Source organism: Phocaeicola sp. RTP21198st1_B8_RTP21198_201120, from assembly GCF_040929485.1.
Lineage (GTDB): Bacteria > Bacteroidota > Bacteroidia > Bacteroidales > Bacteroidaceae > Phocaeicola > Phocaeicola dorei.
The window spans coordinates 20322-44551 of record NZ_JBCOCI010000040.1; the positions used below are offsets into that span (position 1 = coordinate 20322).

Genomic DNA, 24230 nt, shown 5'->3' on the forward strand with positions numbered 1-24230 from the left:
ACATACTATTATGAAGAAATATATTTATCTCTCGATCCTTACCTGCATACTCACAGTGTTCGGGTGTGAAAATGATTTTGATGCCAAGATATATGGTTCACTTTCTACAACAAATTTTCCTCAGTCCGAAGCAGACTATGAAAGCTACATGATGGATTGCTACATCCCTTTCACCTTGACTTGGGCTTATAATTGGGGTAGCAGCAACCAGCACAACTTCTACGTGGCCGAAGGCGGCATTAACCGTATGCTTGACACGCCCTCCGATATATGTGCACCTTGGACCTTGGGCGGTTCATGGGGTGGTCCTTGCATCTATATGGCACAAGGACAGTTTGAGGACATGAAGTATGCCAGTACTTATAGTAATATTTTGCCTTCTCACTTTGACAAGGTACGTGATATTACCCGTATGACAAAGATTATAGGCACCTTGGAAGAAAGTACCCTTCTTTCTGATAAGAAAAAACAGGAATTGATGGCTGAATCTCGTCTTCTGCGTGGCATGACGATGTTTTATCTGCTTCACTTCTACGGTCCTGTGCCGGTTATCCTTGATCCAACGCTGGTAGGCAATCTTGAAGCAGAGAAGAATATGGTACGCCCTACGTTGGACGAGATGACCAAATATATCACAGCCGATTTGGAGTATGCTGCTGAGCACATGGTAGAGACACAATCGGAAGTGGGACGCTACACGGCCGATTATGCTCGTTTCTGTCTGATGCGCCATTACCTGTGCGAAGGTGCACACATGGATGGATATTATCAGAAAGCCTACAACATTTACCATCAGTTTACCGGCTCTTACTCGCTTTTCACCTCAGGTAAGAATCCTTACTTGGACCAGTTCAAGATAGCCAATGAGTTTAACTGTGAAACCATTATGGCCGTGTCTTGCGGTTCGGATGCCGACGGCAGCGGTAAGCGAGGAAACTTTAACCCCTTATCTTGGTACTTGCTTCCCTACGATGTATCCAAGTATGACGATAAAGGGAATCCCACCCCGTTTGTCAATCAAGGTGGAGGCTGGGGACAATATTACAATGTAGATCCTCAGTTTTATGAAACATTCGAAGAAAACGACATGCGTAAAGAGGGTATCCTTACTTCTTATTACAGTGCTTGGTATGGCTGGGTGACAAAGGAAGATATCGGTGTGAAATGGGACGGTTACATTTTGAACAAGTATCCCATTGAAACGGAAACAGCTTTCCAGGGTACCGATTATCCGTTGGCCCGTTGGGCGGACGTGTTGCTGATGTATGCCGAGGCCGATGTCCGTCTGAATAAAACGGTTTCCACTTCTGCTATCGATTGTGTCAATCAGGTACGCCACCGTGCAGGGTTGGCAGACCTTCCGGCAGAGAAAACTGCATCAGTCAATGATTTCTTAGATGCCCTGTTGGAGGAAAGAGGTCATGAGTTCTACTACGAAGGCCATCGCCGTATAGACCTCATCCGATTCAACAAGTACTATACTATCATGGATGCGATTGGCTGCACACCGACATCACAGTACTTCCCTATTCCCAACTACGCAGTAGATCAGGCTACTGATATGGGATATACTTTAACGCAATACTTCACGAGACCCGATTACGACGGGCCTCAAAGATAAAGCAGGATAAAGTCCGACAGGTCAGTGGTAAAGATTGTTTTATGGGAAAGGGGCTGTCCGGCAAATGGACAACCCCTTTTATAGTTCTATACCGGACATGTACGGCTATTTTTCTGATACAAAAATCCGAATCTTAAAACTGCCTCCTGTTGTATCTATCTTGCCGACAAGTTTGCCGGTAATCAATGAAGATAACAGTCTACTGTCTGTAACAATGGTAGGTCTGGTGTATCCTTTGGGAGTATCGCTTGTCACTTCATTGTTTATATAAATGCGGCAGCTGTCTTCATTTTGATCAATACCTTTCAGCATGTAGCGTGCAGAGAGATGGGTACTTCCATCGGGCAGGACAGTCTGCGTATCCACAGTTCCCGGCAGGATGTTTCCTTTAAAATATTCACCTTCTGCATAACCAGAGAAACTGACCATATTGACAAGAACAGAATCATTCTCGACCTGAAAGATATTACTTATAAAAATGATCAGTGTCAATATCTCTTTCATAGCAAATGCTTTATAAGAAAATTCGAGGCTAAATCGGCAATTTCTTCGATATGTCGGGAGAATCCATGGTCGTATTCTTCCATGAGATGCAACTCGCTGTTCTTCCAGATGTTTTTGTAACGCTCACTATAAGAATAGGGAGCCACACGGTCTCCTGTGCCGTGAATTAGAAAGGCTGCTCCTTGGTAGCGAATGGCTGTTTCATAAATGGGCAGACGGAAAGCTGTCAGAATATACTCCCTACCTAATTTGCGGCCTCCGGGAAGCTCGACATATTCGGGCGGATTAATGGGGTTGTATAACACCCCGAATGTATTTCCTCGTATGGCATCTTCACGCAACACAGCTGCAGGTGCCAAAAGAGTGACCGCCGAAATGGTGTCGTTCATTTCACCTGCTGTCATACTTACGACTACGCCTCCTTGCGAATGGCCGAGCAGTCCTATCTTGCCGTTGCACCCATCTAATTGCAGAGCATAACGTACGACACGTTTAAGATCTTCTATCTCGTTGGGAACTGTCATATCCTTAAAGTCGCCTTCACTCTCCCCATGCCCGTTAAAGTCGAACCGGATGGAGGCAATGCCGTGCATCTGAAGAGAGTCTGATACCAATTTCATTAATTGCCAGTTTTTGTCTCCTCCGAACCCGTGGGCAAGAATGGTTATAGGGCATTTTCCTGTTCCCTTATTTTCGGGCATTTGAACTTCTGCAGCAAGCAGACCTCTCGCACCGGGTATCAAGACTTTTGTCACTCTGTTTTGTGCAACAGCACATAGGCTCATTGAAGCGCACAATAATCCAAGAAGTATTCGTTTCATCATAATAACTGTTCTTTTATGGTGCGAAAATACAATATAGATAACACAAAATCAAGCAAAAACAACGGATTATAAACAGAAGTCTGTTTAGTGTCATCGTCTGTCCAAAATCTTCATCGCTTATGATTAGAGAACTGTTACATTTGTCTCCAAGTTTATTGATAATTTCAAAACTGATTTACTATGAATAAGAAAAAACTGATTATGTGGTTGTGCATTTTGTGCTGCTGCGCTACTTTGAGTGCCCAGTATGGCACGCTTACTTCGCCCATTGTGGGCAATGACGACTCTGTAACATTTCGCTACTATGCTCCTTATGCCAAAAGTGTATTGGTGAACGGACAGTTTATGGTGGGAGATATTCCCTTGATAAAGGATGACAAAGGTGTATGGAGTGTGACAGTGAAACCCGAAAAGGCGGATATTTATCCTTATAACTTTATTGTGGACGGAACGCGTCTGAACGACCCGGGTAATAAACTGCTTTCGCCCACCGATGCTTTCAAATCCAGCTTGCTGGAAATGCCCGATCCCGATGCTTTGTATACTATCAATCCGGTGCCTCACGGCAAAGTGCACTATTGTACTTATCGTTCGCACGTGTTGCAGCAGTATCGCACGGTAGTAATTTATACTCCTGCCGAATATGACCTTTCTGCCGGCAAAAAATATCCGGTATTCTATTTAGTGAGCGGAACGACCGATTCGGAAGAGTCATGGTACAAGACGGGACGCGCCAACACGATTTTGGACAACCTCATTGCTCGCGGACAAGCTGAGCCTATGATTGTGGTAATGCCTTATGGTTATATGAACGGCGGTACACCCCGTCCTCACACCATGGAGGCCGGTGAGATGTACAACACCTTTGCCCGCGAATTGACGGAGTGCGTCATACCTTATGTGGAACAGAACTTCCGTACGATAAACGACCGCGACCATCGTGCCATTGCCGGCTTTTCACGTGGTGGCGGACAATCCATGTTTACTGCTTTGAAGCATTCCGACCGGATTGGTTGGATGGGATCATATAGCGCTTACCTCACTCCACAGGTGATGGAAAAATATTTTCCCAACCTAAAAGAAAAGGCCAATAGCCTGAACATGCTGTGGTTTTGTGTAGGCAAAGATGATATTCTCTACAAGGAAGTTATCAGCAATACGAAGTATTTCAATGAAAAGGGTATTCATTATGAGATAGACGACCGTGAGGGAGCACACACTTGGATGCATGCCCGTTATTGTCTGGCCGAAACTTATAAGAAATTGTTTAAAGACAAGAAAGAGAGTGAGAAGTATCCCGGCATTATGATTGATGCCAGCACTCTTCCTGGATTCAGTGTTTTCTATCCTACCAATCTGAAGGAGATGGTGGCCAAGCAGGGACGGTTGCCGGTATACATTCATGGCAATGGTGCCTGTACGCACTATTCAGGCGATTATCAACCGATGTTTGTCGAGATGGTGAAGAACGGCTATGTGGTTATCTCGGTAGGTGCGGTAGACGGAGATATCACAGTCAGCGATATGGATGATAACCTGCTGGATGCTGTCGATTGGGTTTGCAGGCAGTCTTCCACTTCCGGCAGTGATTTCTATCAGATGATTGACCGTTTCAAGATTGCTGTGGGCGGACACTCTTGTGGGGGCGCACAGGCCATTTCCGTTTCTTACGATCCGCGTGTTTCCACTACGATGGTACTTAATGCCGGTATGGGCAATATTGAAATGGCACATGCTAATGCCAATAGCCTGAAGCAGTATCATAAGCCGGTGATTTACCTCATCGGAGGGCCTAAGGATATAGCTTACAGCAATGCCAATATCGATTTCGAATCCATCAATCATGTACCAGTGGTTTCGGTGAACTTCCCTGTGGGGCATGCCGGAACCTACAAACAACCCGAAGGTGGTGTATTGGGCAAAGTAGCATTGATGTGGCTCGATTGGCAGCTGAAAGGTAAGAAAGAAGCATCCAGATTCTTTCTTGATGCCGGCTGGCGCAAGAAAAATTTCCCGGAATGTGACTTTAAATCCAAGGGTCTGAAATAAAATGAAAGGATGATAGGAGAGCGTGGGTTCTAACAGATAGAGGGTGTTTTGTAAGCAGTATACAGCTTCACGTGTAAGATGTATACTGCTTCACAGGCAGGGCCACACACGTGCTTTGGTATAGTTCAATGCCTACGATAGTGTAAGCCAACACGTACTAATGCATAAGCTGAAACATTACTATGTGTAGCCCGAGACATGCTAAGACAATGTAAACCTGGCAATCTCAACATGTACGCTAAACACGCCAAGCAACTAATGATGTTCCAGGTATGAATATAGGAATAAAGTCCTATTCTTGTTTCATCCCTAAGTACTCCATCGGTGTCTTGCCAAATTCTGCCACGAAGCAACGGGTGAAGTAAGAAGCATTGGAAAAACCTACCATATACATAACTTCCGCCACGGAAAAGTTTCCATTTTGGAACAGTAAGGCGGCTTTTTTCAGACGAATGGAACGAATATATTCCACTGTAGACATGCCGGTGAGAGACTTTAACTTCCTGTAAAGCTGTTTCTGGGATATGCCCATGAGTCGGCTTAGCATCTCTACCGAGAGGTCGGAATTGTCTATATGCTCTTCGATGATTGTGGTAATTCGGAATAACAGCCTTTCATCAATGGATATTTCGCCCTTTAGTTCGGGTTGTTTGATATGTTCAATGCGCATCTGTTGCTCCAATTTTTTTTTGTTTCCAAGCAATTGCTTGATGCGTGCCACAAGAAGCGAGCTATCGAATGGCTTTGCAATAAAAGCATCTATGCCTAATTGGGCACTTTGATATTCAATACCAGAGTCATTCTTGGCTGTCAGAAGAATGATGGGAACAGTGGCAAGCGGCATGTGTCTGCGGATGTTGCGGCACATTTCTATACCATCCATTACAGGCATCATCACATCAGCAATAATAAGATCGGGCAAGAGATTAATGCAAAGTTTCAGACCATTTTTCCCATTTTGAGCTGTAACGCATCGATAATCCGTACTTAGCAGATTGCTTATAAAACCGGAAATAGAGGTGTTGTCCTCTACGATGGCAATCAGCGGACGTGTATCTTCTTTGTTTTCTGTTGTGGTAGGCTTTTCAATGATTTCCTCTTGCTCCTGAATGTCTATGTTGATGGGAAATGTTAATTGGACAGTGGTTCCGTTGGAATCGGATGTGAGAAGCACGGTGCCGTTATGCATCTCTACATATTCCTTTACGATGGCAAGCCCTATGCCGGTGCCCTCTTTGTCATTTTTGATAGTGCGCGAGGATTGGTAGTAACGTTGGAACACGAGGGGAATCTCCTCTTCTGGGATGCCCACTCCCGTATCTGCCACCTTAACATAGAGATGTTTGGCCTGTTCATTATACTCCAGAGAGAACATGATGCTGCCATGCTTTGGGGTAAACTTGCATGCATTGGCCAGCAGGTTGTTCAGGATGGATTCCATTTTAAAGATATCCATACGAGTATAAATGTTCTCTCGATTAGTATCGAAAACAAAATCCAGCTGCTTGCTCTTTATATTCTCTCGATAAGAATTGAAAATGCAGCGCGCGAATTCTACGAACTCTATTTCGGTCGGAATGAAGGTTTGCTTTATCTTTTCTCTGTCTTGATAAGCTTCAATAGTGAAATGGATAAGCGAACCCAGCTTTTTGGCATTTTCGTATATTAATTCCAACAATGCTTTCTTTTCTTGTTCGGTCTCTTCACTCAGCAGTTTGCTGGAAGGAGCAATGATGAGACTTAGGGGAGACTTGAATTCATGGGCAATGTTCGTGAAAAAATCTATTTTTGACTTGGCTTGTTCCATGAAATAATTTTTCAATTCCCGTTCTTTGCGCAGTTGCTGTCTGATAATGATGAAACGCAATATCCACCAAACAAGGCCAATAACTACCAAGAGGTAAAAGAGATAGGCATACCAAGAAAGATACCAAGGTGGTGTGATGGTGATGTACAGAATAGCTTCTGTCTGCTTATTATCTGAGATGTTTTCCAAGGAACCTATGTATAAGGTATAGTCTCCAGGTGAAAGATTAGGGAGTGTAATGGAGTTTTCGTTCCTATTCAGTTCTATCCATTGTGAATGATATCCATCGAGTTTGAAAGCATAGTTTGTCAAACTTTCACCTTTATACTGATAGTCGGAGAAAGAAATTCTCAGGTTGTTCTGTTTCGCAGTAAGCCGGATGTGCTTGCTTTGCCGGTCGGTATAGCTTAGTTCCTCATTGCTATTAATTTCAATATCGGTAATCTTTACTTTCTGGGATTGTTGTATCTCTTGCCTCAGCAGTATGGGATCTATCTGAGTTATCTTATTGCTCGTTCCCAACCATACCTTGTGATCAATTCGGTCGTAGAAGATGTCAATGTATTTTTCCGAAATGCGGATACGGTGTACTTTCAAACTTTCCTTCTCCACTATAAAGAGTCCTTCGGAGGTAGTGAGCCATATCTCATTCTCCCCCTCATCCATGGCGAATACTTCGGTAGACAGCACACGGCTCAATGGGATACTTTGTGTGCTGATGTTTCCTTTGTTTACCGATAGTTTCAGCAGATTGTCTGAAGTGCTTATCCAGATATTTCCTTCCGAATCGCTGATGACAGCGTAGGAGTCAATGTGGGGAATGTCAGTTATCTTCTCTATGGGGAGTATAGTACCGGTTGTCAAGTTGATGCGGTCGATATGATGATTATTGGATAATACCCACAGATTGTTTTCTCTGTCCAATGCTAATTGGTAGATATCGTTGCTGTAAAGCCCTTGATCATGGGTAAAGTGGTATTTGACCTTCAGAATGCCCCCTTCAGGGGATTGTTCGCTAGAGATGCCATAAACACCGCAAAAAGTAGCCAACCACAAGTCACCATTGGGCGTTTCTAATATATCGTACACCCAATTTTTGAGGTCATCGAAGAAGTAAGAGATGAACTGTTCGTTCATCGGATTATAGCGTAGTAATCCTCCGTCTGAGGCTACCCATAGGTATTGGCGGCTGTCTTCATAGAGTGCACGTATACGGTTGTGCGGAAGGGAAGATTCTTTGGAACTCATTTGGTACCACCGACGGATATTGTTGCCCTGCATGTCTGTTTTTAATTTTATCAGCCCTCGGCTTCCACCCAGCCAAAGAGTACTGTCGACCGTGCGCTGTATGCTGGATATCTGGCAACCTTCATCGGAACCAGTGATGTCGAACAACGAACGGGATCGGATAGAAGGATTGTGTGCGGCTAAGGAGATGCCATTGTCGGTTCCTATCCAAATATTACCATTAGCATCCTTGAAGAACATATTGACTACGTTGCTGGACAGGGATTGACTGTTTCGTGCATCGTGTGAAATCAGATGCCAAGTGCCCTGTCTGTCGCATACGTAGAGTCCGTTGTCTGTTCCTATAAGCAGATTATTATCATCTTTAGCAATACTCTTCACAACATAAAAATCTCTGACGCGTTCGATTTCCTTGGTATTTAGGTTCATGCGATGCAAATGATGGGCATTACCTATCCACAATGTGCTTTCAGAGCTATCCAACATCAAGGTAGAAATGTAGAAAAACTCAGGGTGGGAGATAACTTGGTAATCGCTGGTGGCAAATGAGTAACACCCCACTTCGTCCTTCATGCCGATGTACAGATTCTTTTGGTCGGTGGCAAGCGATTGGATGTTGCGTGGAAAATCCTTTCCGCGGATGAGGGCGGGCCGCAGTTCATCTTGTTCTACATTATAAATATAGAGCCCCGATTCTGCTCCAATCCAGATTTCACCCTTATATTCGCAGAAAGAACTTATCGACTCGTTTAACCGAATATTAGGCTTGCTGAACTGTCCGTTTTGTAAATTAAATAAAGTAATGCCATTTTCTCCGCCTAAAAGCATAACTTTGTGATGGATAAAATTGCATTTGACGAGTTGATGTGAGGGAAGTGTATCTGAAACATAATGACGTATGTCATAGCCATCGTAACTATACAACCCGCGTGAAGTACCGAACCAGACCATGCCTGTGGAGTCTTGCGTAAAACATCTTACTGATAGTGTCTTGGTTTTTGAACCCAGATTATTGAAACCTCCATTCAAATTGGACAGATTGTCTGCCCACAGATGGCAGGTAATGGAGCAGGTAAGTAGTATTAAAGTTAAAATCTTCATAAGGTTATTTGTTTACTAAGAGCAAATTAACACATTTTTCCCGGATGAGAAAAATGTCCGACGGGTAAACTTCAGCATTGTCCTTTTTGTGTTATAGAATGTTCTATCTGGTCTGAACAAAAGAGTATGTTCTATCTAATTTTGTCAGTTAGAAAACATGTCCTTGCATTTATTAATCTTTTAAATTATAGAACCATGAAGAAAATTACGCATTATTTGGTTAGTATGCTCTGCTATACTATTCTTCTGCTGACTGGTTGCACAAGTAAACAGCAGCCTTATTGCATCGGGGCAGACATTTCGTTCGTTCCCCAAAGTGAAAAGGGGGGAGTTGTATATAAAAATGTAGATGGGAAAGAAACGGATATTTGCCAGATCATGGCCGCCCATCACTTCAACACCATTCGTTTGCGCGTCTTTGTCAATCCGGAGGCCAAAGAAGGATACGCTCCCGAAAAAGGATATTGTGATTTGAAGCATACTCTTGCCATGGCCCGTCGTATCAAGAAAGCAGGCATGAAGTTTGCTCTCGACCTACACTATAGCGATACATGGGCCGATCCAGACAAGCAGTTCAAGCCTTCCGCTTGGGAAGGAACAACTGGTGCGGAGTTAGAAGAAAAACTCTACTCCTATACCAAAGATGTGATGATTGCTTTAAAGCAGGCAGAGGTAGCTCCGGAGATAGTGCAGATAGGTAATGAGATAAATCACGGCATGGTATGGCCAGAGGGCAAGTTGGATGACAATGCTACAGAAGAAAACTGGCGGTCGTTGATGGAACTTTACAAAGCAGGCCAGCGTGCGGTTCGTGAGGTATTACCGGAATCAAAACTGCAAGTACATCTCGCCTTGGGCGGGCAGAACCGGCTTTGCCGTGAGTTCCTGGATCGTATGATTCAGATGGAAGCCGAATTTGATATTATCGGACTCTCCTATTACGAACAATGGCACGAGACTTACAATGATTTAAAGTCCAATCTCTATGATCTGACCGAACGGTATCGGAAGCCGATATGTGTTTGCGAGTATGGTGCCAATAAGAAAAACATTAAGATGATCAATGATATTGTACGCTCCCTGCCCAACGGATTGGGTTATGGAACTATGGCATGGGAACCGACGAGGGTCTTGTTCGATAAGGAAGGGAATGCTGATAAGGATCTGTTCGGCATATATGATGCCTTGTACAAACAATACATAAAGAGTGATGTCCAACCCGTTTATGAACCTCCTTATGTAAATACGGATACCATTCAGAAACCCATTATCGGTGCGGATATCTCTTGGCTTCCCAATCAGGAACAACGTGGCATTGTCTTCTCTCACAACGGTGTGCAGAAGGATGCATTGAAAATCCTGAAAGAGAACGGGTTCAACTGGATTCGTCTGCGTCTTTTTGTGGACCCTACGACAGAAAAGGGATATTCCAAAGATGGTTTTTGTGGGTTGGAATCCACTCTATCCATGGCCAAGCGTATAAAGGCTGTTGGCATGAAATTCCTGCTCGATTTCCACTACAGCGATACATGGGCCGATCCTGGCCAACAGGCAACACCCGCATCATGGAGTAACATCCATGGCTCTGCACTGGAAGGAAAGGTTTATAGCTATTCAAACGAAGTCATCAAACGTTTCATGGCCGAAGGCGTCTGTCCTGACATGGTGCAAGTGGGTAATGAAATAAATAATGGCATGATGTGGCCACAGGGTAAGATAACGGAGACGTATGAACCCTTTGCCGTTCTGTTGCGATGTGCTACGGCCGGTGTACGCGCCGCTAATCCTGATATTAAGATTATGATTCACATTGCTTGTGGCGGACAAAATGAAAAATCGGTGAAGTTCTTCGATAAAATCATCAGTCGTGATGTTAAGTTTGACATCATCGGGCAGTCTTACTATCCAAAGCATCATGGTACGTTGAAAGAGTTGGAAAGCAACTTGAACGATTTGGCCATCCGCTACAGAAAACCTATTGTAGTGGTAGAATATCAGGAATTTCGAAAAGAAGTGAATGAAATAGTCTCACGTATCCCTCACGGATTGGGTTTAGGAACTTTCATTTGGGAAGCTACTTCACCGATGTGGGGCGAGCTGTTTGACAAGAATGGAAGGACAACTGAGTATATAAGTATTTATCCTGAGTTTTTGAAGGCATTTGCTGATAATTAATAATCCTATAAATAATATGAAGATAAAATTTTTATGGACGCTTTTGACAACTTTGTTGATTGCTTCCAGCATGTATGCACAAAGGCCGATACCTGAAAATACAATGGTTTCGGAAACGGCCCTTTTTAAGAGAGAATATCCTCGTGTTGACAAACAGAAGCGAGGTTACTTCCGCCTCTATGCTCCCAAGGCGCAGGAGGTATACCTGGTATGCGGAAAACGATATGACATGACAAAGGATAACGACGGATGGTGGTATGTCACCACTTCTCCTTTGGTCGTTGGGCTTCATTTTTATCACTATATGGTAGATGGCATGACGGTGACAGACATAGAGACTTATACGTATGGTGGCAGCTATGGACGCTCCAGTGCCATCGAAATACCCGAAGGGACGGAAGGGGACTACTACCGTCCACAGGAGATGGCGCATGGACAAATTCGTTCGGTGGTCTATTATTCTACCGTGGAGAAACAATATCGTCGGTGTCATGTCTATACACCAGCAGAATACGAGACTTCGAAAAAGAAACGTTATCCGGTGCTTTACCTGCAACATGGTATGTGCGAAGACGAGACAAGCTGGCCGATGCAAGGTAAGGTGAACTTTATTCTTGATAACCTGATTGCTGCTGGAGAGTGCGAACCAATGCTGGTCGTAATGGATAAGGGCAATTGCAGCATTCCTTTCAAGCCCAAGAAAGGAGAAGATATAAACAAGGCAAGAGATGCATTCGGCTCCATTTTTCCATCCATCCTGTTGCAAGATATTATTCCGAATATAGAAAAGCAGTTCCGTACGCTGACTGATAGAGAGAACCGGGCTATGGCTGGTCTTTCATGGGGTGGGCATCAGACCTTTATGACTACATTGTACAACCTCGACAAGTTTGCTTATATCGGCTCGTTCAGTGGTGCCATATTTTTGCGTGATGGGGATTATAAAACAGCCTATAACGGTGTGTTTGCCGACAGCAAGGCATTCAACAAAAAGGTCCGCACACTATTCATCGGCATTGGCAGCGAAGAAAACTTCGGCGCACAGAAGATGAGTGATACATTAACCGCTCTTGGCATTAAAAACACCTTTTACGAATCTCCGGGTACAGCCCACGAGTGGCTCACCTGGCGTCGTTGTTTGAAGGAGTTCTTACCTTTATTGTTTAAGAAATAAATAAAAATGTCAATAATGATACAAAATAATATGAGTGTAAGGAAGAATAAAAGGCAAGCAAGAAAATATCCGTCTACAGATTTTTTGCTTCTGCTCTGTATCATGCTCTTTTGCCGGTGCAGCATTCACCAATCCAATGAACGAATTAATTTGGAAGGTACGTGGCGATTTGCGATAGACCGGCAGGAGGTAGGGATATCGGAACAATGGTATTTGCAGAAATTGCCAGACTACGTACAACTACCAGGATCTATGCTGAGTAATGGAAAGGGAGATGCTGTCAACTTGGGAACTCCTTGGACAGGAAGCCTGTTCGACAAATCCTTTTTTACTGAAAAGAAGTTTAATCGTTATCGCCAATCGGACAACTTTAAGGTACCTTTCTGGTTACAGCCGGAAAAATATTATACGGGGGTGGCATGGTATCAGCGTGATATCGACATCCCTGCCGGGTGGCAAGAGAAAGCCATTCGTCTGTTTTTCGAAAGGTGCCATTGGGAAAGTCGTGTATGGATAGATAGTGTGGAAGTGGGGATGAGAAACACATTGAGTGCTCCTCAGGAATACGATCTGACAGGTTTGCTTACTCCCGGAAAACATGTGATTACTGTTCGTGTAGATAATATGATACGAGAAATTGATCCGGGGGAAAATTCGCATAGTATTTCTGACCATACGCAAGGAAACTGGAACGGTGTAACAGGAGAAATGTTTATCGAAGCTAAGTCGCCCGTCTATTACGAGGATATTACTCTTTTCCCCACTTTGAGCAAAAGCGAGTTAACCGTTAAAACCAATGTGCGCAATGTTACGGGCAAACAGCAGGAAGTGAACTTTTTCTTCATGTTAGAAAAGAAAAGAATAGAATATAAACAGGTGATGAAGCCGGGTGATAACAAGTTGGAGTTTAAAATCCCCTTGTCGAGAAATATGACTTATTGGGATGAATTCCATCCTAATCTCTATACGCTGCATTGTGGGCTACAGGGATTCGGAACTATTACAGATGACCGTCAACTCACTTTTGGTTGTAGGGAATGGGAAGTCAGAGAAGGGGTGCTCTATTTGAACGGGCATCCCGCCTTCATGCGAGGTACGCTGCATTGCGCTTCCTTCCCATTGACCGGTTACCCCTCTACTGACAAGGAAGAATGGTTGCGTGAGTTTCGTATTTGTAAGGAGCATGGTCTCAATCATATTCGTTTTCACTCTTGGTGTCCGCCTGAAGCTGCTTTCGAGGCAGCAGATGAGTTAGGCATATATTGTCAGGTGGAATGCTCTTCTTGGCCCAATCAGTCGAGTAGCATCGGGGATGGCAAACCCATAGACGCTTTCCTACAGACAGAAGCAGAGTATATTGTGAAAGTATACGGTAATCATCCTTCGTTCTGCATGTTGGCTCTTGGCAATGAGCCCGGAGGAAATCATAAGCAGTATCTCACCAACTTTGTTTCCTACTGGAAAGCACGTGACAACCGACGGTTGTACACCACAGCGGCAGGTTGGCCTAATATTCAGGAAAGTGATTTCCTGAGTGATTCCCAACCTCGTATTCAACATTGGGAGGAAGGATTGGGCAGTATCATTAATTCTAAAGAACCTTCTACAGCATACGATTGGAGCGATTATACAGATAAATTCAATCAACCTTTCATCAGCCATGAGATAGGGCAATGGTGCGTATACCCCAATTTCAAGGAAATAGCAAAATACACAGGTGTATATAAGGCAAAAAACTTTGAGATATTTCAAGAGAGTTTGCGGGAAAGCGGAATGGAAGCGTTGGCAGATAGCTTTCTGTTGGCTTCAGGTAAATTGCAGACAATTTGCTATAAAGCAGATATCGAAGCTGCTTTGCGTACGTCTAATTTCGGCGGATTCCAACTTTTGGGATTGAGCGACTTTACCGGACAAGGTACAGCATTGGTAGGTACATTGGATGCTTTTTGGGAGGAGAAAGGATATGTTACTCCCGAGGAGTATCGGCGATTCTGCAACAGCGTGGTGCCGTTAGCGCGTATTCCCAGATTAGTATTTGAGAATGATGAAAAGTTTGTTGCTCAGATAGAGGCTGCAAATTATAATGAAGAGATGCAAAACCCAAAAGTCTGTTGGATAGTGAGAGATGGTACCAATAAGATAGTGAGACAGGGAAAATTCTCTATAAGCCAAATTGCCATCGGCAACAGACAGTCGTTAGGCTCCATAGAATTCAACTTGAAAGATATAGAAAAGCCCGCTCAGTTGACCTTGGAAGTATTGATAGACAATTATGCAAACAATTGGAATTTTTGGGTATATCCTACAGAAAAGGAGATTGTAAATAGTAATGATATCTTACTGACTGATTATTTGGACAAGACTGCCATTAAACGTTTAAATAACGGTGGTAAGGTATTATTGTCATTAAAGAAAGGTACGTTGAAAGATGAGTACGGTGGAAATCTAGCCATTGGTTTTTCCAGTATCTTTTGGAATACATCGTGGACTAATGGACAAGCACCTCATACATTAGGTATTCTATGTAATCCGAAACATCCGGCATTGGCTGCTTTCCCAACAGAGTATCACAGCAATTACCAATGGTGGGATGCGATGACCCATTCTGCACCCATACGTATAAATAAGGTGTCCAAAGAAGCCCAGCCCATTGTGAGAGTGATTGATGACTGGTTCTCCAATCATCCGTTGGCATTGTTGTTTGAAGTGAAGATAGGCAAAGGTAAATTGTTGGTGTCCGGCATTGATTTTCACCGCGACATGCAAATGCGTCCTGCTGCTCGCCAACTACTTTCCAGCTTGTTAAACTATATGCAGAGCAGCGATTTCTCTCCGAGACATATCGTGAAAATTGAAACAATTAATGATTTGATAGATAAGTAATATGAACAAAAATATTGGATTAGGCATACTTCTCGGATTAGGTATGGTTGCACTTCCTGTGGAAGCGCAGAATGTGTATGAACTGACAGCACCAAAGGTGGAGAAGATAATTTATACCAAACATCTGAAACTGGGTGGAACGGCTCCTGATGGTGGAAGCATAGAAGTGAATAGTTTTTATATGTTACGGAACGGAAAGCCCATGCTGCCCGTTACAGGTGAGTTCCACTACAGCCGCTATCCTGCAGAACAGTGGGAACAGGCTATCTTGAAGATGAAGGCTGGTGGACTGACCATCATTCCTACTTATGTGTTCTGGAATATCCACGAGGAAAAGGAGGGCGTGTTCGATTGGAACGGTAATAGAGATTTGCGTCGCTTTGTGGAGCTATGTAAAAAACATGACATGGACGTGATTGTACGTATTGGTCCTTTCTGTCACGGAGAAATACGTAATGGAGGTTTACCGGATTGGCTTTTTGCGCGTCCAGTAGAGGTACGCTCCAATGATGTAAACTATTTGAAGTATGTAGAACGTCTCTATAATGAGATTGCAGTTCAGTTGAAGAAATTGTATTATAAGGATGGAGGTCCCATCATTGGTGTGCAGATAGAGAATGAACACCAACATTCGGCTGCGCCATGGGCCATTCAATATCCCGGTGAACAAAGGGATATGACGGCTGCCACCTACGATTCGTCCATTACAATGATTGGAGTAAGTGAACAGCATCAGAATATTACGATGTCTGAATTGGGCGATCTACACATGCGTACACTAAAACAGATGGCAGAGAAAGCGGGTATCATTACTCCTTTGTATACCGCTACCGGTTGGGGAATGGCTGCTGTGATAGGTAATGAGGCACTACCTGTAACTGCTGCTTACACCTATCCGTTTTGGGCAAAGCCCTCTATGTCTCCTTTCTGTCTGTTTAAAGACATTCAGCGGGTACCAGATTATTCGCCGGTGCGCTATGATACCGACAAGTATCCGTCGTTCTGTGCGGAGATGGGTGTAGGTATTCAGATGGTGTATCGCAGTCGCCCTATTGTGAAGGCTGAAGCAGCCGAAGCGTTGATGGTACGTACATTGGGCAGTGGTGCAAACGGTATAGGTTACTACATGTACCACGGTGGCTCTACCCCGAAACAAAACAATGGCGTAGGATTTTTTAGCGATGACGGTATGGGTATGCCTAAGATTTCCTACGACTATCAGGCTCCGATTGGTGAATTTGGTTTGGTACGTGATTCGTATCAGAATTTGCGCATTCTTCATACATTCTTAAAAGATTTCGGTTCTATATTGGCACCCATGGAAACGGTACTGCCCGAAGGATATGAGAAAATAACACCGGATAATCGGGAAACGTTGCGTTATGCTGCCCGTATGAAAGAAGATGCCGGTTTCATCTTCATGACCAACTTTCAGGATCATGATACAGCACGCTTTGACCAGACAGATTTGCAGTTAAAACTAAAGCTAAAAAAACAGACATTGATCATTCCTTCTAGTAAAACGTTTACTTTGAAAAAAGACCAAAGTGTGATTTTACCCTTTAATCTCTCTATGGAAGGGGCACTCTTAAAGTATTCTACTACTCAACTCTTGGCTAAAGTAGAGGAAAAGAATGCCGTACACTACTTCTTTTTTGCTCCGGAAGGACTACGTACAGAATATAGTTTTGACAAATCAACGTTGAGCTCGGGTAAGGAGTTCTATACACCGAAACCTGGTTTGAAAAGTACTTTCTCCATTACAGTTAAAAATGGAAAGACGTTGAAGATTACAACCTTAACACGTCAACAGGCATTGAACACTACCAAAGTGAATAATCATATCCTTATTACTGAAGCCACAGTATTGCCTGAGAAAGAACAATGTACTTTGCTAAGTTTAGGGAAGACCCAAATCAGCTATGCCCTTTATACTGCTAATAAAGGATGGAAAGAGGAAACCATAGAGGTACAACCGGTAGATGTGAAAGCTGATTGGAAGAAAGTGGGTACCCGCCGAATGACCGTAAAGATAGATCAGCCCGATGTGCCACAGGTAAACGATTACTTCCTACGTGTGAACTATGTAGCAGATGTGGCAATGGCTTTCATTGGTGGTTATTTGGTGCTTGATCATTATTACTATGGGATACCATGGACAATCGGTTTGAGACGATTCAAAAATGAATTGAAGAATGAATACTTGAGCTTCTATTTCCGTCCTTTACGTAAAGACGCCCCTTTCATTGGTGATCTTCCTGTGGAAGCTATTCCAGATTTCTCACAAAAGGATGCCGATTGCTTGGTCAGAAGTGTGGATGTTATACCTGAATATAAGGCTATTGTTAATATTTAAAAATCAAATGGCTTCTGTCTAAAGCCCAAAGAAGGTGTGTCAACACACACCTTCATTTTCTCTTTAAAATACATTCCGGTTCTTAATCTATCTTTTCATACTACTTTCCCTCACCTGCAAACAAGTAGGAATAATGATTTGCTTGATTTTTTTATCCCCTTTAATCTTATCAATCAGCATCTGACATGCAGCTTCCCCCATCTTGTAAGTCTGATGCGAGACAGCCGAAAGCCGGGGAACTACATAATTGGCATGTTGTTCGTCCGTATATCCGATCAGTGCTATATCCTGGGGAATACGAAGTCCATGATTTCTGATTACTTCCATAGCGGCAAACGCCAAGGTATCATTCATGGCGAGAATGGCATCAGGAGGCTCAGGAAGTGACAATAAAGTCTCTGTAGCTATTTTCCCTTCCTCGAAATCTATCTTCCGGCATACTACCAAGTCCTTCTCAATAGATATTTTATTTTCCCTCAACGCTTCAAGGTAACCGTGTTTTCTGTTTTTCACTATATCCAGGTGGTTGGCGCCACCGATAAAAGCAATTCGCTTGCTTCCATGATCCAGCAAGTGCTGTGTAGCCATTTGGGCAGAATGTACTCCATCTGCCACCACCGTAGAGAAACGTTCCGGCATACAGACACGGTCAAACAGCACGAGTGGCATATTCATATCATCCAAACTCAGCCAATGGTCATAATCCGTTGTTTCCTGAGACAAACACCCTATCACACCTTCTACATGCATATTGACCAGATTCTCAATATTTCTTTTCTCGTGCTCGTATGACTCATGGGAGGTCGTGATAATGACAAAATAACCGTTTGCTATGGCTGTATCTTCTATGCCACTCAAGATAGATGCAAAGAAGTGAGTGACAATATCGGGCACAATCACTCCAATGGTACGAGGGGTATTTTTCCGAAGACTCATGGCAAAGGGATTGGGATGATAATTCATCTCTTTCGCTAATTTCTGGACTTTAGCACAAAGTTCCCGACTGATTTCGGGACTGTTTTTCAAGGCACGAGACACTGTAGGAATAGATACACCTAATATCTGCGCCAAATCTTTCAATGAAGTACGTCTCGATTCTGCCATATAAATACTATAACGGTAATTGATTTACTTTACAAAGAAAGCACATTCCCGTCAATATCCATACAAAGATCGGCTTTTTTTAGTGGTTAGTGATGAATCACCTGCCAAGCGACACTGCGCAGCTTATTCACCACTAGCCACTTATCACTAATAAATCGCTTCCCGCATCCGGTCTTCGAATGCAGCTAAAGCAGCTTTGGCACCCTCACCCATGGCTATGACGATCTGCTTATAGGAAACATCGGTCACATCGCCAGCAGCATAGATACCTTTCACAGAGGTTCGTCCGTTCTTGTCGGTCAGGATTTCACCCATGCGGTTCGTTTCCACCAGTTCTTTGAACAAAGCACTATTGGCAGTCAGACCAATCTGGACAAAAATACCATCCAAAGCAAAAATCTCTTCTTTTTCCAATGAACGATCTTTCTTTATGAGTCCCACCACTTTGTCACCATCTCCTAATACCTCTACCGTCTGGGTATTAGTGAAGATATCCACATTAGGCAGGCTCCTGGCCTTCTCTTGTAAAACAGTATCGGCTTTCAAGGCATCCATGAACTCAAAGACGGTTACTTTGGAACAGATACCCGCCAAATCAATAGCGGCTTCCACTCCGGAGTTCCCACCACCGATGACTGCCACTTCCTTGCCTTTATAGAACGGCCCGTCACAATGAGGACAGAAAGCCACTCCATGACCAATGTATTTTTCTTCACCGGGAACATTCAATTTTCTCCAGTTCGCCCCTGTAGCAATAATCAGTACGGGAGCCTTATAGGTTTCTCCACCTTTTACCGAAAGTACTTTCATCCCTTCGGCCACTTCCACCTTTTCTATCCGGCGGTTTTCCAAAATATCAATATTATATTCCGCCAAATGTTTTTTCAAGTCTTGAGCCAGCTGTTTACCGGTGGTTTGAGGAATAGATATCAAGTTCTCGATTCCCATGGTCTCATTTACCTGTCCACCGATACGTTCGGCTATCACCGCTACTTTCAATCCTTTTCGGGCCGAATAGATGGCAGCTGTTGTTCCGGAAGGACCACCACCGGCCACCAGAACATCATATTCTTTTGTCTCAGCAGCTTCCAATTCCACAGAGCCGTAACGGGCTTCCAGCTTCTCCAATAAATCGCCGATGCTGCCACGGCCTACATGAATTTGTTCACCATCAGCAAACACAGTAGGAACGGCCTGCACCTTCATACGGTTCACTTCATCCTCATTGATAGCCCCATCCACTGCCTCATGACGTATCTGATGATTCAGAACCACCATCACATTCAGAGTCTGGACCACATCGGGACAATTGGTACAGGTCAGAGACAAATAGGTGGTCAGATTAATGGGCCCCCGCAATGCCTTGATACGTCTGGTAATAAACTCGTCCGGAAAATTCTTTCCTTTGCCGTCAGCATTCAGAACAGCCATCAACAAAGAAGTAAATTCATGACCACCAGGTACGGCACGAAATGTGATTCCCGTATCCTTTCCTTCTTTTAAAAGGATAAACTTCAGCCCTTCACTATCCTGCAACCGACAGGAAAGTTTATCCGAACAGGAAGCCACTTCTTCCAACAAGTCCACCAACTCGGCACGACTTTCGTGCTGAGGGTGGACAAAGATGTCAAAAGTATAGTGCGCTTCCAATTGGGCAAAAAGACCTTTTAACTGATCTTTTATCGCACTATCTAACATGAGTTCTATACTTTAAATTTTACCTACCAAATCAATACTCGGTTTCAAGGTCTCAGCACCTTTCTTCCATTTAGCAGGACAAACCTCACCATCATGAGTGGCTACAAACTGGGCAGCTTCTACCTTACGAAGAAGTTCATCAGCATTACGCCCGATACTGTTGTCCTGAATTTCAGCTAATTTGATCTTGCCTTCGGGATTCACTACAAAAGTACCACGATAAGCCATACCGTCTTCTTCAATCATCACACCAAATGCACGCGACAAAGCACCTGTAGGATCTGCCAACATCGGATAAGTGATTTTGCGGATGCTTTCAGACGCATCATGCCATGCTTTATGAACGAAATGTGAATCGGTGCTTACAGAATATACTTCCACTCCCATTGCTTTGAACTGATTATACTTTTCAGCAATATCTACAAGTTCGGTAGGGCATACAAACGTAAAGTCAGCAGGATAGAAGAAGAAAATAGCCCATTTACCTTCAATATCTTTATTAGTTACGGTTTTAAACTCTCCATTATGGAATGCCTGAACTTTAAATTCAGGAACTTGTGAATTAATAATTGGTTCCATACTCTTTTTATTTTTAAATTAAAACTGATTTTTAAATTGTAATTATTACATTTGCAAAGATAACCGACTTCAGCACCTTCCACAATACCTAATTATTAGGATTGTATAGAACAAGATTCACCATAAATAGGTATTGGATAAACGATTTTTTTAATCGAATTTTGCATGGAGTTAAAAGGATGCTAAATATTTTAACAACAATAGTTTATATTAGAATAATTATTTAAAAGTACATGTAGTATGAAAATAGAAAAAATTATAGCCCGCGAGATATTAGACTCACGTGGTAATCCCACAGTAGAAGTCGATGTTACATTAGAATCAGGAATCACAGGTCGTGCATCGGTTCCGTCAGGAGCATCAACCGGAGAACACGAAGCATTAGAACTACGCGATGGTGACAAAACTCGCTATAATGGAAAAGGAACCTTAAAAGCTGTAGCCAATGTAAACACAATCATTGCCCCGGCGCTAATTGGTTGCTCAGCACTGGAACAACGTGCCATTGATAAAAAAATGTTAGCATTAGATGGTACTCCCACTAAATCCAAACTCGGGGCCAATGCCATTTTAGGCGTATCGCTAGCAGTAGCAAAAGCAGCCGCAAACTATCTGGATATACCTTTATATAGATACATAGGTGGGACGAATACATACGTAATGCCGATTCCAATGATGAATATCATCAATGGCGGTTCACATAGTGATGCTCCCATTGCTTTTCAAGAATTTATGATTCGTCCTGTAGGTGCTCCATCTTTCCACGAAGGTTTACGCATGGGAGCCGAAGTATTCCATGCGCTGAAAAAAGTATTGCATGACCGCGGTCTGAGCACTGCCGTAGGCGATGAAGGTGGTTTTGCTCCTGCCTTGAACGGAACCGAGGATGCCATTGAGTCTATTCTGGCAGCCATCAAGAATGCAGGTTATGAACCGGGTAAAGATGTCATGATTGGTATGGACTGTGCTTCTTCTGAATTCTATAAGAATGGCGTTTATGACTATACGATTTTTGAAGGAGAAACAGGCAAAAAACGTACGACTGACGAGCAAATTAATTATCTGGAAGAATTGATTAATAAGTATCCTATCGATTCTATTGAGGACGGTATGAGTGAAAATGACTGGGAAGGGTGGAAGAAGCTGACCGAACGTATAGGCAACCGTTGCCAACTGGTAGGTGATGACTTGTTCGTAACCAATGTAGAATTCCTTTCAAAAGGTATTGCACAAGGATGCGCCAACTCTATCCTGATCAAAGTCAATCAAATAGGTTCTTTAAGTGAAACACTGGATGCTATTGAAATGGCTCATCGTCATGGATATACCACTGTTACTTCCCACCGCTCAGGAGAAACGGAAGACGCAACCATTGCAGACATTGCCTTAGCTACCAATAGTGGACAAATCAAAACAGGCTCATTGAGCCGGAGCGACCGCATGGCAAAATACAACCAGTTACTCCGTATTGAAGAGGAACTGGGTAATTTGGCCGTATATGGTTACAAACGAATCAAATAATTGGATCTTTTGTACATTTATGTAATCGGATAGCGTCTTTGAGAAAAGGCGCTATTTTTTTTGGATATTGCTTTCCGATGACATTCTTAAAAAAAATATAAAAGCCTCCTGTCTTCTGTCTGTCCTTTAAAGGTTTTATGTACTTTTGTACCGCTTTAAACAAAAAACAATCAATAAAAATGGACGATTCAATACCACGAACGTGCAATAGTATTAACTGATCCGACAGGGCAATCACTACTCTGAATGCCTCTGAACGGATATAAATGAACGAAAGGAGGCAATAAGATGAGAAAATATCTTTATTGTGAAAATGGCTTTGTAGAAAAGCCACAATGGATGCCAAACTGCTGGGTGAATGTAGAATGCCCCGACCAAAGTGATTTTGAGTTTCTGACTAAAGAATTAAAAGTCCCCGAAGCTTTTTTAGAGGACATCGCCGATATGGATGAACGTCCACGAACGGATACGGAAGACAACTGGCTACTGACCATTATCCGAATCCCCCTGCAACAACAGGGAAGCATCCCTTATATCACTATCCCTATCGGTATCATTACAAATAATGAAATCATTGTTACCGTGTGTTATCACTCCACTGAAATGATTCCTGATTTCATTGACCACACCCGACGTAAAGGAATCATTGTGCCTAATAAATTTGAACTGATTTTACGGTTAATTTACTCATCTGCCGTATGGTTCTTGAAATATCTGAAACAAATAAACAATGATGTAGCTGCCGCAGAAAAAGAATTGGAAAGGAGCATACGTAATGAGGACCTGCTAAGATTGATGAAACTACAAAAAACATTGGTTTATTTCAATACGTCCATTCGTGGAAATGAGGTGATGGTAGGTAAATTGCAAAGTATCTTCCAGGAAAAAGATTATCAAAACCGCGATTTGGTAGAAGATGTAGTCATTGAATTAAAACAAGCATATAACACGGTAAATATCTACAGTGATATCTTAACCGGAACCATGGACGCATTTGCTTCCATCATATCCAATAATGTGAACACCATCATGAAACGCATGACCAGTATTTCCATCATTCTGATGGTACCCACATTAATAGCTAGTTTCTATGGAATGAACGTAGATGTACATGTAGATGCATTACCACATGCTTTTAGTTTTATTATTTTGGCGTCCATCACATTGTCTGCGTTGGCCTTTGTTATTTTCAGGAAGATAAAGTGGTTCTAAAAAATCCTGTAACAATATCATATGACCTGTCATTCACGACAACAGGTCATATGATAAAACTGATAAAACTCTTTTCGCCCCCTAATCTTATGACAAAGAGATTCAATTTACTCTTGATTTCTTTCTCCAAATACGTTTTATCCATAAATAGTATCCTGTTAATGGCAAGGTGGCTCCTATCAAAGCTGCTATAAACGTCAGTAAACGAGTAAGCATACCGCCCCAACTACCAACATGTACAGAATAGATCCATCCGCGAATCTTTCCAGCCTTCTCAGCATCTTTATATAAAACTACGGCTCACCCGATAAACCTGGGGGATTAAGCATACAGCTTTGTAAGTCTGAAAAGAAAGAATTTTATATCCGTTACTC

14 protein-coding genes and 1 pseudogene are annotated in these 24230 nt (G+C 43.0%); 8 read left to right on the forward strand and 7 right to left on the reverse strand.

The window, feature by feature from the left end:
• Positions 1 to 10: 10 nt before the first annotated feature.
• Entirely contained in the window at positions 11 to 1621 is a 1611-nt protein-coding gene (locus AB5935_RS14535) for a RagB/SusD family nutrient uptake outer membrane protein (protein WP_038611876.1), read from the forward strand.
• 105 nt (positions 1622 to 1726) lie between these two features.
• Here AB5935_RS14535 and AB5935_RS14540 read toward each other — a convergent pair whose 3' ends face one another.
• Together AB5935_RS14540 and AB5935_RS14545 are read right to left on the reverse strand one after the other, a co-directional pair.
• On the reverse strand, positions 1727 to 2125 hold the full coding sequence (locus tag AB5935_RS14540; protein WP_051926319.1) for a DUF3237 family protein: 399 nt from the start codon (positions 2123 to 2125) through the stop codon (positions 1727 to 1729).
• A complete protein-coding gene (locus AB5935_RS14545; protein WP_038611879.1) occupies positions 2122 to 2949 on the reverse strand; it encodes an alpha/beta hydrolase in 828 nt (275 codons plus the stop codon). The genes AB5935_RS14540 and AB5935_RS14545 overlap by 4 nt, the downstream gene beginning before the upstream one ends.
• A 180-nt stretch (positions 2950 to 3129) precedes the next feature.
• Between AB5935_RS14545 and AB5935_RS14550 the strand changes: the two genes are divergently transcribed.
• On the forward strand, positions 3130 to 4998 hold the full coding sequence (locus AB5935_RS14550; RefSeq protein ID WP_120053155.1) for an alpha/beta hydrolase-fold protein: 1869 nt from the start codon (positions 3130 to 3132) through the stop codon (positions 4996 to 4998).
• 292 nt (positions 4999 to 5290) lie between these two features.
• Here the strand turns inward: AB5935_RS14550 and AB5935_RS14555 are convergent, their stop codons facing one another.
• Positions 5291 to 9154 (reverse strand): hybrid sensor histidine kinase/response regulator transcription factor, encoded by a 3864-nt coding sequence (locus AB5935_RS14555; protein ID WP_038611882.1) that lies wholly within the window; start codon positions 9152 to 9154, stop codon positions 5291 to 5293.
• 195 nt (positions 9155 to 9349) lie between these two features.
• Between AB5935_RS14555 and AB5935_RS14560 the strand changes: the two genes are divergently transcribed.
• From AB5935_RS14560 to AB5935_RS14575, 4 genes are all read left to right on the forward strand, one after another.
• Entirely contained in the window at positions 9350 to 11329 is a 1980-nt protein-coding gene (locus AB5935_RS14560) for an arabinogalactan endo-beta-1,4-galactanase (protein ID WP_165861702.1), read from the forward strand.
• A 16-nt stretch (positions 11330 to 11345) separates the two neighbouring features.
• On the forward strand, positions 11346 to 12503 hold the full coding sequence (locus tag AB5935_RS14565) for an alpha/beta hydrolase-fold protein (protein WP_038611885.1): 1158 nt from the start codon (positions 11346 to 11348) through the stop codon (positions 12501 to 12503).
• A gap of 102 nt (positions 12504 to 12605) precedes the next feature.
• Complete coding sequence (locus tag AB5935_RS14570) at positions 12606 to 15386, forward strand: sugar-binding domain-containing protein (protein WP_038612673.1); 2781 nt, start codon at positions 12606 to 12608, stop codon at positions 15384 to 15386.
• A gap of 1 nt (position 15387) precedes the next feature.
• The gene (locus AB5935_RS14575; RefSeq protein ID WP_038611888.1) at positions 15388 to 17742 is read left to right on the forward strand and encodes a beta-galactosidase; all 2355 of its coding nucleotides are present in this window, start codon (positions 15388 to 15390) and stop codon (positions 17740 to 17742) included.
• Positions 17743 to 17829: 87 nt separating this feature from the next.
• Here the strand turns inward: AB5935_RS14575 and AB5935_RS14580 are convergent, their stop codons facing one another.
• From AB5935_RS14580 to ahpC, 3 genes are all read right to left on the reverse strand, one after another.
• Positions 17830 to 18846, reverse strand: a complete 1017-nt coding sequence (locus tag AB5935_RS14580; RefSeq protein WP_038611891.1) for a LacI family DNA-binding transcriptional regulator — start codon at positions 18844 to 18846, stop codon at positions 17830 to 17832.
• Between the two features lie 147 nt (positions 18847 to 18993).
• Positions 18994 to 20544, reverse strand: a complete 1551-nt coding sequence (gene ahpF, locus AB5935_RS14585) for an alkyl hydroperoxide reductase subunit F (RefSeq protein WP_038611894.1) — start codon at positions 20542 to 20544, stop codon at positions 18994 to 18996.
• A gap of 12 nt (positions 20545 to 20556) precedes the next feature.
• Positions 20557 to 21123 carry an alkyl hydroperoxide reductase subunit C gene (gene ahpC, locus AB5935_RS14590; protein ID WP_007839044.1) on the reverse strand — a complete coding sequence of 189 codons (567 nt, stop codon included), beginning with the start codon at positions 21121 to 21123 and terminating at the stop codon, positions 20557 to 20559.
• A gap of 240 nt (positions 21124 to 21363) precedes the next feature.
• On the opposite strand from ahpC, the gene eno reads away from it, so the two are divergent.
• Together eno and AB5935_RS14600 are read left to right on the forward strand one after the other, a co-directional pair.
• Positions 21364 to 22644, forward strand: coding sequence for a phosphopyruvate hydratase (eno, locus tag AB5935_RS14595; RefSeq protein ID WP_038611897.1), 1281 nt, complete (start codon positions 21364 to 21366; stop codon positions 22642 to 22644).
• A gap of 288 nt (positions 22645 to 22932) precedes the next feature.
• The gene (locus AB5935_RS14600) at positions 22933 to 23856 is read left to right on the forward strand and encodes a magnesium transporter CorA family protein (protein ID WP_005850609.1); all 924 of its coding nucleotides are present in this window, start codon (positions 22933 to 22935) and stop codon (positions 23854 to 23856) included.
• 102 nt (positions 23857 to 23958) lie between these two features.
• Here the strand turns inward: AB5935_RS14600 and AB5935_RS14605 are convergent.
• Positions 23959 to 24153 (reverse strand): annotated as a pseudogene (locus AB5935_RS14605) (PepSY domain-containing protein); the annotation flags it as partial.
• Positions 24154 to 24230: the final 77 nt, after the last annotated feature.

Coding starts and splice junctions, on each gene's coding strand:
- AB5935_RS14550 (WP_120053155.1), top strand. CDS start 3,130: ATGAATAAGAAAAAACTGATTATGTGGTTGTGCATTTTGTGCTGCTGC.
- AB5935_RS14565 (WP_038611885.1), top strand. CDS start 11,346: ATGAAGATAAAATTTTTATGGACGCTTTTGACAACTTTGTTGATTGCT.
- AB5935_RS14570 (WP_038612673.1), top strand. CDS start 12,606: ATGCTCTTTTGCCGGTGCAGCATTCACCAATCCAATGAACGAATTAAT.
- AB5935_RS14560 (WP_165861702.1), top strand. CDS start 9,350: ATGAAGAAAATTACGCATTATTTGGTTAGTATGCTCTGCTATACTATT.
- eno (WP_038611897.1), top strand. CDS start 21,364: ATGAAAATAGAAAAAATTATAGCCCGCGAGATATTAGACTCACGTGGT.
- ahpF (WP_038611894.1), bottom strand. CDS start 20,544: ATGTTAGATAGTGCGATAAAAGATCAGTTAAAAGGTCTTTTTGCCCAA.
- AB5935_RS14580 (WP_038611891.1), bottom strand. CDS start 18,846: ATGGCAGAATCGAGACGTACTTCATTGAAAGATTTGGCGCAGATATTA.
- AB5935_RS14540 (WP_051926319.1), bottom strand. CDS start 2,125: ATGAAAGAGATATTGACACTGATCATTTTTATAAGTAATATCTTTCAG.
- AB5935_RS14535 (WP_038611876.1), top strand. CDS start 11: ATGAAGAAATATATTTATCTCTCGATCCTTACCTGCATACTCACAGTG.
- AB5935_RS14575 (WP_038611888.1), top strand. CDS start 15,388: ATGAACAAAAATATTGGATTAGGCATACTTCTCGGATTAGGTATGGTT.
- ahpC (WP_007839044.1), bottom strand. CDS start 21,123: ATGGAACCAATTATTAATTCACAAGTTCCTGAATTTAAAGTTCAGGCA.
- AB5935_RS14545 (WP_038611879.1), bottom strand. CDS start 2,949: ATGATGAAACGAATACTTCTTGGATTATTGTGCGCTTCAATGAGCCTA.
- AB5935_RS14555 (WP_038611882.1), bottom strand. CDS start 9,154: ATGAAGATTTTAACTTTAATACTACTTACCTGCTCCATTACCTGCCAT.
- AB5935_RS14600 (WP_005850609.1), top strand. CDS start 22,933: ATGAGAAAATATCTTTATTGTGAAAATGGCTTTGTAGAAAAGCCACAA.